Source organism: Actinopolymorpha rutila, assembly GCF_013407855.1.
In the GTDB taxonomy this organism is placed as follows: domain Bacteria; phylum Actinomycetota; class Actinomycetes; order Propionibacteriales; family Actinopolymorphaceae; genus Actinopolymorpha; species Actinopolymorpha rutila.
Map to the genome: position 1 here is coordinate 4,652,636 of NZ_JACBZH010000001.1, position 12,979 is coordinate 4,665,614.

The 12,979-nt window shown below is 69.1% G+C and carries 15 protein-coding genes and 1 other RNA gene; 9 read left to right on the forward strand and 7 right to left on the reverse strand.

What is annotated here, in order from left to right; genetic code table 11:
• The first annotated feature begins 15 nt into the window (after positions 1–15).
• Entirely contained in the window at positions 16–537 is a 522-nt protein-coding gene (locus F4554_RS20760) for a flavodoxin domain-containing protein (RefSeq protein WP_179789111.1), read from the forward strand.
• Between the two features lie 120 nt (positions 538–657).
• Positions 658–1,194, forward strand: a complete 537-nt coding sequence (locus F4554_RS20765) for a dihydrofolate reductase family protein (protein WP_179789112.1) — start codon at positions 658–660, stop codon at positions 1,192–1,194.
• Positions 1,195–1,238: 44 nt separating this feature from the next.
• Here F4554_RS20765 and F4554_RS20770 read toward each other — a convergent pair whose 3' ends face one another.
• Entirely contained in the window at positions 1,239–1,820 is a 582-nt protein-coding gene (locus F4554_RS20770; protein WP_179789113.1) for a hypothetical protein, read from the reverse strand.
• A gap of 138 nt (positions 1,821–1,958) precedes the next feature.
• Here F4554_RS20770 and F4554_RS20775 point away from each other — a divergent pair, with 138 nt between their 5' ends.
• Positions 1,959–2,546, forward strand: a complete 588-nt coding sequence (locus F4554_RS20775) for a TetR/AcrR family transcriptional regulator (RefSeq protein WP_179789114.1) — start codon at positions 1,959–1,961, stop codon at positions 2,544–2,546.
• A gap of 38 nt (positions 2,547–2,584) precedes the next feature.
• Here the strand turns inward: F4554_RS20775 and F4554_RS20780 are convergent, their stop codons facing one another.
• Entirely contained in the window at positions 2,585–3,487 is a 903-nt protein-coding gene (locus tag F4554_RS20780; RefSeq protein WP_179789115.1) for an MBL fold metallo-hydrolase, read from the reverse strand.
• Between the two features lie 79 nt (positions 3,488–3,566).
• Here F4554_RS20780 and F4554_RS20785 point away from each other — a divergent pair, with 79 nt between their 5' ends.
• Genes F4554_RS20785 through F4554_RS20795 form a run of 3 tightly spaced genes read left to right on the forward strand, consistent with a single transcriptional unit; the run spans position 3,567 to position 4,451 of the window.
• Positions 3,567–3,998 carry a MarR family winged helix-turn-helix transcriptional regulator gene (locus tag F4554_RS20785; protein ID WP_179789116.1) on the forward strand — a complete coding sequence of 144 codons (432 nt, stop codon included), beginning with the start codon at positions 3,567–3,569 and terminating at the stop codon, positions 3,996–3,998.
• 23 nt (positions 3,999–4,021) lie between these two features.
• Positions 4,022–4,240, forward strand: coding sequence for a mycothiol transferase (locus tag F4554_RS20790; RefSeq protein WP_272956112.1), 219 nt, complete (start codon positions 4,022–4,024; stop codon positions 4,238–4,240).
• Between the two features lie 49 nt (positions 4,241–4,289).
• Complete coding sequence (locus F4554_RS20795) at positions 4,290–4,451, forward strand: hypothetical protein (protein WP_179789117.1); 162 nt, start codon at positions 4,290–4,292, stop codon at positions 4,449–4,451.
• A 31-nt stretch (positions 4,452–4,482) separates the two neighbouring features.
• Here the strand turns inward: F4554_RS20795 and F4554_RS20800 are convergent, their stop codons facing one another.
• The 5 genes from F4554_RS20800 to ssrA form a co-directional block, all read right to left on the reverse strand.
• Positions 4,483–5,244, reverse strand: a complete 762-nt coding sequence (locus tag F4554_RS20800; RefSeq protein WP_179789118.1) for a GAF domain-containing protein — start codon at positions 5,242–5,244, stop codon at positions 4,483–4,485.
• A 123-nt stretch (positions 5,245–5,367) separates the two neighbouring features.
• Positions 5,368–6,387 carry an MASE1 domain-containing protein gene (locus tag F4554_RS20805; RefSeq protein WP_202889396.1) on the reverse strand — a complete coding sequence of 340 codons (1,020 nt, stop codon included), beginning with the start codon at positions 6,385–6,387 and terminating at the stop codon, positions 5,368–5,370.
• Positions 6,388–6,555: 168 nt separating this feature from the next.
• Complete coding sequence (locus F4554_RS20810; RefSeq protein WP_179789119.1) at positions 6,556–6,951, reverse strand: (R)-mandelonitrile lyase; 396 nt, start codon at positions 6,949–6,951, stop codon at positions 6,556–6,558.
• A 272-nt stretch (positions 6,952–7,223) separates the two neighbouring features.
• Positions 7,224–7,844: a histidine phosphatase family protein gene (locus F4554_RS20815; RefSeq protein WP_179789120.1), complete on the reverse strand. Its 621-nt coding sequence runs from the start codon at positions 7,842–7,844 to the stop codon at positions 7,224–7,226.
• A gap of 352 nt (positions 7,845–8,196) precedes the next feature.
• Positions 8,197–8,567: a transfer-messenger RNA gene (gene ssrA, locus F4554_RS20820) on the reverse strand.
• Between the two features lie 232 nt (positions 8,568–8,799).
• On the opposite strand from ssrA, the gene F4554_RS20825 reads away from it, so the two are divergent.
• The 3 genes from F4554_RS20825 to F4554_RS20835 all read left to right on the forward strand — a co-directional run bounded on the left by F4554_RS20825 (position 8,800) and on the right by F4554_RS20835 (position 12,962).
• Positions 8,800–9,732, forward strand: a complete 933-nt coding sequence (locus F4554_RS20825; RefSeq protein ID WP_179789121.1) for a phosphatase PAP2 family protein — start codon at positions 8,800–8,802, stop codon at positions 9,730–9,732.
• 208 nt (positions 9,733–9,940) lie between these two features.
• A complete protein-coding gene (locus tag F4554_RS20830) occupies positions 9,941–11,860 on the forward strand; it encodes an acyl-CoA dehydrogenase family protein (protein ID WP_179789122.1) in 1,920 nt (639 codons plus the stop codon).
• An 85-nt stretch (positions 11,861–11,945) separates the two neighbouring features.
• Entirely contained in the window at positions 11,946–12,962 is a 1,017-nt protein-coding gene (locus F4554_RS20835; protein WP_179789123.1) for a LacI family DNA-binding transcriptional regulator, read from the forward strand.
• Positions 12,963–12,979: the final 17 nt, after the last annotated feature.

Below are 12,979 nucleotides of genomic sequence, written 5' to 3' on the forward strand. Positions count from 1 at the left end.
TCGGGGGTACGCACCATGGCTGTGGTCCTGATGGCGTACGCGAGCAGGAACGGCTCGACCCGCGGCATCGCCGAGCGGATCGCGGCGAGCCTGGACGAGTACGGCAACCAGGTCGAGGTGCACCAGGTGGGCCGGGCACCGGAGGCCGGCGGTTACGACGCGGCCGTGTTCGGGTGCGGGTTGTACGGCGGCGCCTGGCCGACCGAGGCCCAGGCGTACGTACGACGTAACCAGGCCACGCTGCTGCGCCGGCCGGTGTGGTTGTTCAGCGTGGGTATCGGCGCGGCCGCCGTGGAGCAGGGCTTCCGGTTCGCCGGCATGCTCGCGGGTGAGGGTCCCAAGGTGGTCGGGCAGTTCCAGGACACGATCGGGCCGCGCGACCACCACGTCTTCGCCGGCGCGATCGAGCCGGCGCACCTGTCGCGGGTCGGCCGGCTGCTCTACCGGGGAATTCGCGGGAAGTACGGCGACTTCCGCGACTGGAAGGACGTCGACGCCTGGTCGGACACCATCGCCCGCCAGCTCGCCGACGACTAGCCGACGACCGGGCGACGACCAGCCAACCACCAGCCGAGGCTCACCCGCCTCAGTACCGATGAGTTCCGGTCGCGCGCCTAGTCCATGGAGCAGGGTCCACGTCCATCGGAGGTGCTGAAGGTGCGCAAGGTCGTCGTTTACGAACTGTTGTCCCTCGACGGAGTCGCGGAGAGCCCCGACGGGTTCTTCGCCGACTGGGACGACGCGATGGAGGCCGACCTCGCTGCCGTCATCAAGGCGCAGGACGCGGTCATCCTCGGCCGGCGTAGCTACGAGGAGTGGGCCGGGTTCTGGCCGGGCAGCGACATCGAGCCGTTCGCGACGTTCATCAACGGGGTCGCGAAGTACGTCGCCTCCTCCACGCCACTCGATCGGAACTGGGCCAACGCGACTGTGGTCGAAGGGGACCTGGTCGACTTCGTGCGGGAGCTGAAGAACCAGCCCGGAGCCGACATCGGCGTGCATGCAAGCATCTCGGTCGCCCGGGCACTGCTCGCCGCCGGCGTCGTGGACGAGCTCAGGCTGGTGATCGCACCGGCGATCGCCGGTAGCGGCCGGAAGCTCCTCGAAGGCTTGCCGGCAGTTCGGCTCGAGTCGATCCGAAGCACGACCTCACCGACCGGCAGCCTGCTCGTCGACTACCGGGTCGTCGCTTAGGCGTGCAGCCCGCGCGGACGACCGAGCGGCGCCGCACTCTTCCGTCACGCGCGCCGGCGAGCCCGGCCGGTCAGTGCCTGGCTTCGTGCGGTGCGCTCGGCGAGGCTGGCGAGGTTGCGCAGCTGGGCCCGCATCATCACCAGATCACCCCAACCCAGCAGGGACTGCCGTAGCCGGGCGGCGGGGTGGCGTACCTCCGGCAGGACGAGCTTGACCACCAGCCGGGTCTCCTCCTCACCCGGCCTCGCGTGCTCGTTCGGGCGAACCGCGTACGTTCCCGCCAGCTCGCCGAACATCCGCCGGGCCGCCAGGTCGGTCGACACCAACGTGATGTCGCGATCGTAGGTGAAGTCGGCCAGGGTGAAGATCATGAACGACTGGCCGACCTCCAGGTGCTCGAGCCCTGCCGTGAGCTGACGCGGGCTGCGCCGCCCGGCGTTGTCCACCAGGTCGTAGCTGTACGGCGCAACTTTCAGTTGACACAGCCAGCGGAAGACCGTGGGCACGTCGGCCCGCACAGTGACCGCCCGGAACAACGCCGTCGTGCGACCGGTCATGTATCCGTCGCACGGATAGTCGGCGGTCAGCTCCTCCGGCCGGGCGCCCCACACCTCCGGCAGCCTCATGTGACCCCTCCAACGCTCGGCGTGTTTTGGAGAGCGTACTCCAAAACACGAATGCACTGGAGAGATGTCTCCAAAATCGTCGCCGACTCTCGGCCTGCTCGCGCACGGGGTCAGGTCCAGGCCCTTACACTCACCCGCATGGGCAGACCACCTCGGCACGACGTCGACGGGTTACTGGACGCCGCGGCCACCCTGGTCGCCGACGCGGGGCCGCGCGCGGTCACAGTGGCCGCGGTCGCACGGGCGGCCGGAGCACCCAGCGGTTCGGTCTACCACCGCTTCCCCAGTCGCCCGGCACTCCTTGCCGCGCTGTGGTTGCGTTCGCTGGAAAGGTTCCAGGAGAGCTTCCTGGTCGCGGTCGAGCAGGACACGCCGCTCGCCGCCGCACAGGCCGCCGCCCGGCACGTCGTCGCCTGGAGCCGGGCGAACCCCGCGGACGCGGCGATCCTGCTGTACGCCGCCGCTGACTTCGACGCGCCGGAGTGGCCCGAGGAGGACCGCGACCGGCACCGCCGCGACAACCGCCGGGTGACTCGCGCCGTCGGCGAGATCGGCCGCGGGCTGGGCCGGACCTCCGACCGGGACAAGGAGTTGGTCCGGATGGCGATCGTGGACCTGCCGTACTCCGTCGTACGCCGGCACTACCGTTCCGGGCAGCGAATCCCCCGCCACGCCGAGGATCTCGCCGCCGACTGCGCTGCCACCCTCCTCCGCGACGCCTCCTGATTCGAGCAACGCGACACATCCCGCTGCCCGCGGTCAGGTCACCACTCCACGGTGGGCACTGGCCGCCACGTCGCCTGGCCACCGTCGGATTCGACCCGGCCGAACACCACGTCGGCGAAGTGGTTGCCGTAGCCGATGGTGCCGGGTCGGGTCAGTTCGGCAACGAGGTCGCGACGGCGTTGTACGCCGACCTCGCGATCGTGGTCGTTGACTGCGGACCACTGCGGGTGCGCGACCTGGATCGACGAGTGCATGGCGTCGCCGAACGCCACGACCCGGTGTTCGCCGGCGTTGATGACGTACACCGTGTGGCCGGCGGTGTGCCCGCCGGCCACACGTGCGAGTACGCCGGGAAAGATCTCCTCGCCGTCGGCCACGGTCCGCACCTGCGGCGCCAGGACGGCAAGGATCCCAGCGGTGGTGCCGTCCGCCTCGACCTCGTCGCGCCGACTCCACTCCGTTTCGGCGACGAGGTATGCGGATCCGGCGAGCGCGGGAGTGTCGCCAGCACCCGGCGCAGCCTGCCAGGCCCAGCCGAGATGGTCGGTGTGCAGGTGGGTGAACGCCACCGCCTCGACCGAGGTCGGGTCGCGTCCGATCGTCGCGAGGTTGTCCAGCAGGGCGCCGGAGGTGATGGCACCGATCGGGCTGCCCGGTGTAGCCGGTAGCGAGTGCGGGCCGAATCCCGCATCGATCAGCAGAGCGCGCCCGTCGCGTTCGACCAACAGCGCGCCGAGGCTGGCGACGAGGTTGCCGGAGTCGTCGAGGTGTTCGGGATGGGCCGCCCACACTTCGTCGGTCGTGTCGGGCAGCCAGCCGCGGGGACGCAGTTGCGCCGTCCCGTCCGGCACGTAGGTCAGGGTCGTGTCGCCGAGCCGCAGCGACCGGAGCCGGGCCGGTCGGTGAAGACGGTCGCAGTCGACGGGAAGTGTGTTCGCCATGATCTCGACGCTAAGCTTCTAGTTAGAAACATTCAAGCTCGAATTATGCGGGTTCTACGCAGCTGGCTAGGGTGGCTCCATGAAGTCGACGCCCACCGACCAACAGTCCGTCGCCGAGCGGGAGTTGTGCGGGTTGGTGAACGGCCTGGCCCACCAGATCAGCGAGCACGTACGCGAACGCGCGGTCAGGCTGGGCCTCACCGCGGCACAGGCAACCGCGTTGCGGGAGCTGGCCGGACCCATGACCATGCGCGACCTCGCCGAGCGGATGAGCTGTGAGCCGTCCAACGCGACGTTCGTCGTCGACAAGCTGGAGAAGCAGGGGCTGATCGAACGCCGCCCGCACCCGACCGACCGCCGCGCCAAGCAACTGGGACTCACCACCAAGGGCGGAAAGCTGCGCGAGCAACTGCTGGAACTCCTCGTGGAGGACTCGCCGCTCGCCGGACTCTCTCCCAAACAGCAGGGCACCCTGCACGATCTCCTGGAACGCGCCCTCACCCGCCGCTGACCTGCGCCACCAACAACCTGGACCTGGCCGACACCGGGACACGCTGGTCCGGAGAGACCATCTCCCTGGGGTACGCGCTCACCACGATGGTCGGGGAGACTGCGCGCCACGCCGGGCATGCCGACATCGTTCGGGAACTCCTCGACGGAACCATCGGCGCCTTCCGCGAGCAGCCGTACGCTGACGGCAGCGCCACGGAGTTCTGGCGGGACTACCTCGCCCGCATGCAAAGCAGCGGTTGACAGAGGCGACTATTCAGCTGGGAGCGGATCGCGTCGCTACCAGTCGTGGATGGATCCACCAGCAGGGCATGCGTACGCCCTGAGGTTCGGGCGTCCGCAGGACAACCCCACCCGGGTGTCTGTCGGGATGCTCGCGCTGAACCTCGCCCTGTTCTCGGCAGGCGTCGCCGTTGTCAGGTTGGGAGCCCGCCGCCTTCGATCCCACCTGTGACCGGTTGGCCAACTGGTCAGGTGGTGCCGGCTCAGGGCATGTGTCGTTGCAGGGCCCAGGCGGCCGCACTGGCCACGACATGGAGCAAGGGCGCCACGCGGCTCGTCAGCGTGCGGTCGGCGCGATAGTGGCAGGAGAAGACCCCGAGGAGTTGCTTGGTGGAGCTGAGCAGAGGAATCGACTGCACCGCGCAGATTCGGGCGTCGAGGATCACCCGCCTGCTCGCGTCGTCGAACAGCGGGCTGTGCAGGACGTTGGGAACGACGACCGCCGCGCGCTCGGCAGCCGCGACCGCGCAGGCCGAACCATCGCCGTCGACCCACTCGAAGTAGTCGAGGAAGGGGCGTTCGAATCCTCGGTGGGCGGCTATGTACAGGCCTTTCCGGTTCGGATCCACCAGTTGTGCGTTGGCCGCGTCGGCACGGCAGTGAGTCAGTGCGGCGTCCACCAGCGTGCCGAGCAACGTCTGCTGGTCCGCCGTGGTGAGAAATTCGCGGTTCAGAATGTCCGGCTTGACCGACCGACGCGGATCGTTCGACTCGCCCAGTGGCTCGACCGGCAACTCGCGTGCGTTTGCCGAACGCTCCCGCAGCCAGGCCCCGCACCGACGGCACCGCGGCGGATGCCAGAATCCGTCGAGGGTGGAGGAATCGGCGCGATCCAGCCGTCGACGGACCACCTGGTCGATTTCATTGGCTCGCGAGACATGGGGACCGGCGTACCGAGGCAGGTTGGCCTTGGAACGGCACACGGCACAAAAGCCGTCGATCTCGCTCTGCGGGCCCTGCATCATCTCGCCTCCGGCTCCGGCACCTTCCCGCAACACACTCGCCTGGCAAGCGTGTACGACACTACGCCGCTCGCCGGCTCCCCACGCCGATGAATGGCGCACGTGACCGGCCGGTGCGGAAGTGGGTCAGGATCGGCCCTTCGGAGCGGCTTGTTTCTCCTCCGCCCAGTGCCGGAGAGGGGACGCCCTGTCCGGTCGCATGGCGCGGTCGATGTGCTCGATGACGTCTCCGAGTCTGGCGCAGGTGCGTTCGAGTTCCACGCGCGTGCGGTTGCGTTCGGTGATGGCTACCGACAGCAGGAGCCCGGTCAGGGCGATCGATCCGTTGAAGGTCTGCAGTATCAGCATCTTGTAGAGCAGGTCGTGGCCGGCGAACGAGCCCGTTCCGTACACCGCGGCATGAATGGCCACGGCAGAGACGAGTAGGCCGACCGGGGCCGCGCCCGGCAGTTGGAAACGCCACGCGGCCAGGACCAGCAGCGGGAACGCCAGAAACGACACTCCCAGCACTTTCTCGCCAACCAGCATGATTCCGACGGAACCCACCATCAGGAGCGCGATCTCCATGAGCCGTTCGGAGTCGACGTAGCGATATCGGCGCCACGGAAGCTTGATCAGGGTCAGCAGTAGAGGGGTCACGATGAGCACACCCATGACGTCCCCGGTCCACCAGGTCAGCCAGACGGGAACGGCGGAGCCGAGGGACACTTGGCCGCTGAGGAGCATCAGCGCGACGCCGACCGTGGAACTGACGAGCATCGCGCCGAACGCGGCGAGGAACACCAGCGCGAGCGCATCGTTCAGGCGGTCCAGCTCGACCCGGAAGCCGATCCGGCGCAGCGCCCAGTACGCGGTCAGGCAGGCCAACGTCGTACCTGCCGCGGTGGGAACCGCCGTAGCGGCGGGGCCGGTGAACACGTTGACGATCCCCGAACCGAGCAGGATCCCGGGCCACATCTCAGCCCCCAGCACAAGCACGGCGGCCACGGCGATCCCGGTGGGTGGCCAGAACGGGCTGATGGGCCCGCGCTCCAACCCGATCACGAGGCCGATCTGCGCAGACCCGTACAAGACGGCCGCCAACCCAAGGTTGAGCAGGACCACCAACAGTGGGCGTCGGAGCAGTCGCCCCTCGTAACGGTCCACCAGACCGACGCTAGGACGGCCCCCCGAAAGTCCAAAACGCCCCAGGGCTCTCACAGGCAGGTCGACCTACGCGAACGTACGCCGAAGTCAGTTCTCAACCATGCGCTCGGGCTTGACCGGCCTGGGAATGTCTCCTCGACATTGGTGCCCGTCCTCGGGTCGCCAGCGTCAGGCGCGGTACTCCTCGTCCGTGACGTGCTCCAGCCAGGTCACGACCTGTCCGTTCTCGTCGGCCTCCTGCATGGCGATGTGTGCCATGTACCGATCGGGGGTCGCACCGTGCCAGTGCTCCTCACCCGGCTCGATGTAGACGACGTCGCCGGGACGGATCTCCTGAACACCGCCGTCGCGAGTGGCGACCAGGCCGATTCCGTCGGTGACATAGAGGGTTTGGCCCTTGGGGTGGTGGTGCCATGCGGTGCGGGCGCCCGGTGAGAACCGCACGTGCGCGCAGCCGATTGCCGACTGCTCGTCGGGGTTGCGGACGCCGTCGACCTGGACGGTACCGGTGAACTGGGCACGCGGTCCGGCAACCGTCTGGCCGCCGCTCCGGGTGTACCTCATCGTGATTCTCCTTTGGTTGTTGGCCTTGGTGACGTCTGGGGTCGCGGCAGCCGACTGCCTGCGATCGTGGCGACCAGCAGCACTGCCGCGGCGAGCAGCAGGCCGTCGCGCAGGCCGTTCATGAAGGAAAGCGCCCGCTTCGGGGTCGACCGGCCACGTCCATGCCCCGATCAGGCGTGACGAATGCGCTCGGCCGGCCCGTTACTCGGCCGGCGTCCACAGTCTCCAGCGGCTATCGCCGGCGATAACTGAACCGTAAGCCAACTTCGGGGCTAGTTCAGATGGCTGGTCTCGTTCAATCGGGTGATCTGATGGCTGTAGATGCGGTCGTCCCTGCGAAGGTGGGTGATGCCGCCGGATGAGACCCGGAAGTGTACGCGGCCGGTTGCTTCCAGGGGCATGCCGATCCACGCTGCCAGGAGGAAGGTAGTCGTGCCACCGTGCGTGACAACCACCTGGTTCTCCATGGCAGAGGCTTGGATCCGCTTCATCGCTGCATACGCCCTCACAGCAAGGTCCATCCACGTCTCGCCGTTGACACCCTCGTTGTGACGTAGCCGATCGCCGAACTCCGGATGGGGAATGCGGTGTTTCTCCAGCCAGGCTTGGGGCCGGCCACCCGCCTCGCCGTACGATCGCTCCCGGAGATCCGGGTCAAGCACCAGATCGCCACCGAGTCGTTCGACGATGATCTCCGCGGTCCGTTGCGTGCGGCTCAGATCGGATGAAATCGTCTCGACGGCAGCCCCGTTCAGGCGTTCTGACAGTGCCATCGCAATCGCTTCGGCCTGCCCTATGCCCCGGTCGGTCAGCTCGGAGTCGAACCATCCACCGACCAGGCCGTCGATGTGATGCGTTGCCTCAGGGTGCGTGACGACGTAGATGTTCTTCACTGGATCGTGAGCTCCTTCGCCTCGGGGCCCGCGGGGGCATCCTGAACCTCGCGGCGTAGGCCGTCGTGGATGGACTCGTCGAGTTCGCGGATGCCGCGGGTGGTTCCCGGTGACCGTTGTCGCGCCGTCGGATGGCCAGGACCCGTCCAGGCGGGTCGAGGACGGCGGCCGCGACGCGCGGCGTCGCCTCGGCAGAGGCTGCGAAGGTGCTGCGGCGATGAGGTTGACGGCTCCCGGACGCTCGCTGCCGTACGTGTCCGGGATGCGACCGACCGTACGTAAAGTGGTCGTAAGGTGGTCGCGCGCATGCGAAAGCCCCTGGTCAGATGGCTCTGACCAGGGGCTCTGCTGTTGGTGGAGGTGGCGGGAATCGAACCCGCGTCCTTCGTCGATGTTTCAGGGCTTCTCCGGGCGCATCCTGCTAGACGTTCTACTCGGCCCCGGCGCTCTCACAGGCAAGTCGCCGACGGGCCCAGCCACCGTTCATTTCCCCGTACGGCCCAGTGGCCAGTCCGTACAGGTGAGCCCTCTTGATGAGATCAGGACCCGGGCCGAAGGCACTCCCGGGCTGACCCTTCGTCAGCTCGCCTCAGGCGGCGAGAGCGAAGTTAGTGCGCTTGGAATCGGCACTTATTGGTTTCCAGGGATCGTTAACGAGACGACCCTGGGTCCTCGGCCCGCTTCACCTGAAGCGATCGCACGAAGTCGAAACCGTTCACCCCCATGTTGAGTTGTCAAGGTTGTACCGCTCGCGCCGGATCGGGGCGTACCCGACCGACCGCGACCACTGTACTGCCCAACGCCCGCGTAGGTCATCCGCATTCCGCGGGCAGCTCCGGCGCCCGTTATGTGAGACATGCCCGGGACGCTCCGGCGGGAAGCCGGCCACCGTCCGTTGGGGATGAGGCCGCTGGGATGCAGTCGGCCACCCAGGGTGAGCAGTTACCGTGACCGCATGCCGAGCCGCTCCCGTGGAGTCACCGCGTCCTGGCTGTTCACCCTGACCCTCGCCTATGTCGTCGCACTGGGGGCCGTGTGGTGGATCTTCATCCACACCCACCACGGCCAGTTGCTGGACTCGGTGGCGCTCGCGGGCAACGTGGTCGGCCAGACCCATGTGCACACGCTGGTGACCCGGGTGCTGGACGTGGTCTCGGTGGCGTCCCTCGCGGCCGCGACCCTGCTGATCGGGTTCATCGCGCTGGCCAGACGTCGGGTGCTGCTCGCACTGGTGGCCACGCTGGTGGTCGCCGGCGCCAACCTCACCACCCAGGTGCTCAAGCACCTCGTGATCCAGCGCCCCGACCTCGGCATCCAGGGTGAGACGGCGGCCGGGCTGAACAGCCTGCCGAGCGGGCACACCACGGTGGCCGCGTCGGTGGCGGTCGCGTTCGTCCTGGTGCTGCCGCCCGCCCTGCGCGGCACGGCGGCCGTGCTCGGCGCCGGCTACTCCGCACTGACGGCGGTGGCCACGCTGTCCGCCGGCTGGCACCGCCCCAGCGACGCCGTGGCGGCGCTGCTGATCGTCGGCGGCTGGGCGGCCGGTGGTGGGTTCTGCCTGGTCCTCGCCCAGTCCCGGTTCGCCCGGGCCACCACCCGCGAGGCACATCCGTACGCCGTCTCGCTGCTCGCGGTGGCCGGTGTCGTCCTGGTGGCCGGCGGCGTGCTCGCCGTCGCGGTCGCCGATCCCGGGCTGTACGCGAACATCGACGGGCTGACCCGGCGTCGGCTGTTCGTGGCGTACGCCGGAAGTGCGGCCGGGATCTGTGGCACCGCGTGCCTGGTGATGGCGCTGACCCTGGCGACGGTGCACCGCGTGGTGCCGCGCATGGAGCGGCCCCTTCCGCCGTGGTCGCCGAGCCGGGAATGGACGTCAACCGACGCCTGACAGGCTCCAAAGCTCGGCCTGACAGGTCGCCTCCGCAGGCTTTCCCCTGCGTACACAGGCTTCGTGGACCGTCCGCGATCCGCACCAACCGCTGTCAACGGCAACTTTCGGACCACTCGCCCAAGCTGTCGGTCCCTTTTCCGGTTCCCCTGGCACGTCTCTTACTGGCGAGTAACACTGGCCGGTAGTACCGGCGAAAGGGTGAGCCATGAGCCAGACCGGCCGCGTCACCGAAGTGGAGGCTCGCGCTGTCGCCGAGGCGGCCCGCGAAGCTTCCTGGGTCAAGCCGAGCTTCGCCAAGGACCTCTACCTCGGGCAGCTCCGCCTCGACCTGATCCACCCCGCCCCGCGTCCTCCCGCCGACAAGATCCTCCGTGGCCGGGAGTTCCTGGGCCGCCTGCGCGCCTACTGCGAGACGCTGGACGGCCAGGTCATCGAACGCGAGTCCCGCATCCCCGACGAGTACGCGAAGGGCTTCGCCGCCCTTGGCGCGTTCGGGATGAAGATCCCGCAGGAGTACGGCGGCCTCGGCCTGTCGATGGCCGACTACGGCGCCGGGCTGATGCTGGCCAGCTCGGTCCACCCGAGCATCGGCGCGCTGCTCTCGGCGCACCAGTCGATCGGTGTGCCCGAACCGGTGCGGATGTTCGGCACCGAGGAGCAGAAACGGGAGTACCTCCCCCGCTGTGCCCGCGGCGCCATCAGCGCGTTCCTGCTCACCGAACCGGACGTCGGCTCCGACCCGGCCCGGCTGGGGATGGCCGCCGTGCCGAGCGCGGACGGCTCGGAGTACGTCCTGGACGGCGTCAAGTTGTGGACGACGAACGGCGTCGTGGCCGAGCTCGTGGTGGTGATGGCGCGGGTACCGCGCTCGGAGGGCCACCGCGGCGGCATCACCGCGTTCGTGGTCGAGGCCGACAGTCCCGGCATCACGGTCGAGAACCGCAACTCCTTCATGGGTCTGCGCGGTATCGAGAACGGCGTCACCCGCTTCCACCAGGTCCGGGTCCCGGCGGCGAACCGGCTCGCCGAAGAAGGCATGGGCCTGAAGATCGCGCTGACGACGCTGAACGCCGGACGGCTGTCGATCCCCGCGATGTGCGCGGGCGCGGGCAAGTGGGCGTTGAAGATCGCCCGCGAGTGGTCCGCCGAACGCGAACAGTGGGGACGCCCGATCGGCCGGCACGCAGCGATCGCACACAAGATCTCGTTCATCGCGGCGACGTCGTACGCGCTGGAGAGCATCCTCGAACTGTCCGCCGGCATGGCAGACGAGGGCTCGCTCGACATCCGGCTGGAGGCGGCGCTGGCCAAGCTGTACGCCAGCGAGAAGTCCTGGCAGATGATCGACGAGCTCGTGCAGATCCGGGGCGGTCGCGGCTACGAGAGCGCGGAGTCGCTGGCCGCGCGCGGTGAGCGGGCCGCGCCCGTGGAGCAGATGCTGCGGGACATGCGCATCAACCGCATCTTCGAGGGCTCCACCGAGATCATGCACCTGATGATCGCCCGCGAGGCGGTCGACACCCATCTGCAGGCAGCCGGCGCGCTCGCCGACGTGCACGCCGCCACCGGCGCGAAGGCGAGGGCTGCGGCCAGGGCGAGCGGCTTCTACGGCCGCTGGCTGCCGCGGCTGGTCACCGGCAAGGGACACCGGCCCTCGTCGTACGCCGAGTTCGGTGACCTGGCCCCGCATCTGCGGTTCGTGGAGCGCGCCTCGCGCAAGCTGGCCCGCAACACCTTCTACGGCATGGCGCGCTGGCAGGCCAAACTCGAACAGCGACAGGGATTCCTCGCCCGGGTGGTCGACATCGGCGCGGAGCTGTTCGCCATGACGGCGGCCTGCGTGCGGGCGGAGCGGCTGCGGCAGGAGGACCCCGAGCGGGGCGCGGCGGCGTACGAACTGGCGGAGGCGTTCTGCGTACAGGCGCGGACCCGGATCCGGGAGTTGTTCCGCCGGCTGTGGGTCAACGCGGACGACAGCGACGACGCGCTGGCCAAGCAGATCCTGGCCGGTCGCTACACCTGGGTGGAGGAGGGCGTACTCCACCTCTATCCCGACGGCCCGTGGATCGCCGGATCCGCCAACGGCCCGTCGGGCAAGGAGAACCTCGCCCGCCGGATGATCTGACCCGGGCGGGCACACGACGCGGGGCGCTCTCGTCCGACCGGGACGGACGAGAGCGCCCTGCTGTGTCCTACGCTGAACCACCACCATGGCCACGATCTACGACGTCGCCCGCCGCGCGGGCGTCTCCGCGTCCACCGTCTCCCGGGTGCTCAACGGCAAGCAGACCGTCGACGCACAGATGGCCGACCGTGTCCGTGCCGCCGCGACCGAGCTCGACTACCGGCCCAACGCGCTCGCCCGCAGCCTGCGCCGCAGCCAGACCCACCTGTGGGCGGTGCTCGTCTCCGACATCAACAACCCGTTCTTCACCGCCCTGGTGCGCGGGGTCGAGGACGTCGCCCAGCAGGCGAGGTACTCCGTGGTGCTCTGCAACAGCGACGAGAGCCCGGCCAAGGAGGCCGACTACATCGCCGCGATCCTGGCCGAGCAGATGGCCGGGGTGATCGTCTCCCCGACCAACCAGCCGGGTCACCTGGCCCGGCTGGTGTCGGCCGGCGTACCGATCGTGGCGATCGACCGGCGGGCGGAGGAGGTCGAGGTGGACACGGTGACGGTGGACAACACCAGCGCCGCCGAACTCGCCACCGCCCACCTGCTCGACGAGGGGTTCACCCGGGTCGCCTGCATCACCGGGCCGCGTGCCGTCAGCACCGCCGAGGAACGCCTGGAGGGCTACCGCCGCGCGCTGCGGGCGGCCGGCCGTAAACCGGACCGCCGGCTGGTACGCCACGCCGACTTCCGCGAGCGGGGCGGGTACGCCGCCATGGGCGAGCTCCTCGACCACACACCGCGCCCGGACGCGGTGTTCGCCACCAACAACCTGCTCACCGTCGGGGCACTGGAGTGCCTGGTGGACCGGGGCCTGCGGGTGCCCGCCGACGTGGGGATCTTCGGGTTCGACGACGTGCCCTGCGCGACGCTGATCCGGCCGCCGTTGTCCACGATCACCCAGCCCACGTACGAGATCGGGCGCACCGCCGCCGACCTGTTGCTGCGGCGGGTCGAGGATCCGGCCCGCCCGCCGTCGGTGACCGTGCTGCCCACCGAGTTGCACGTACGAGCGAGTTCGCTGCGGTCGCGTACGCCGGCAAGCGCTGGTTGACAGCGACCGTGCGGGGT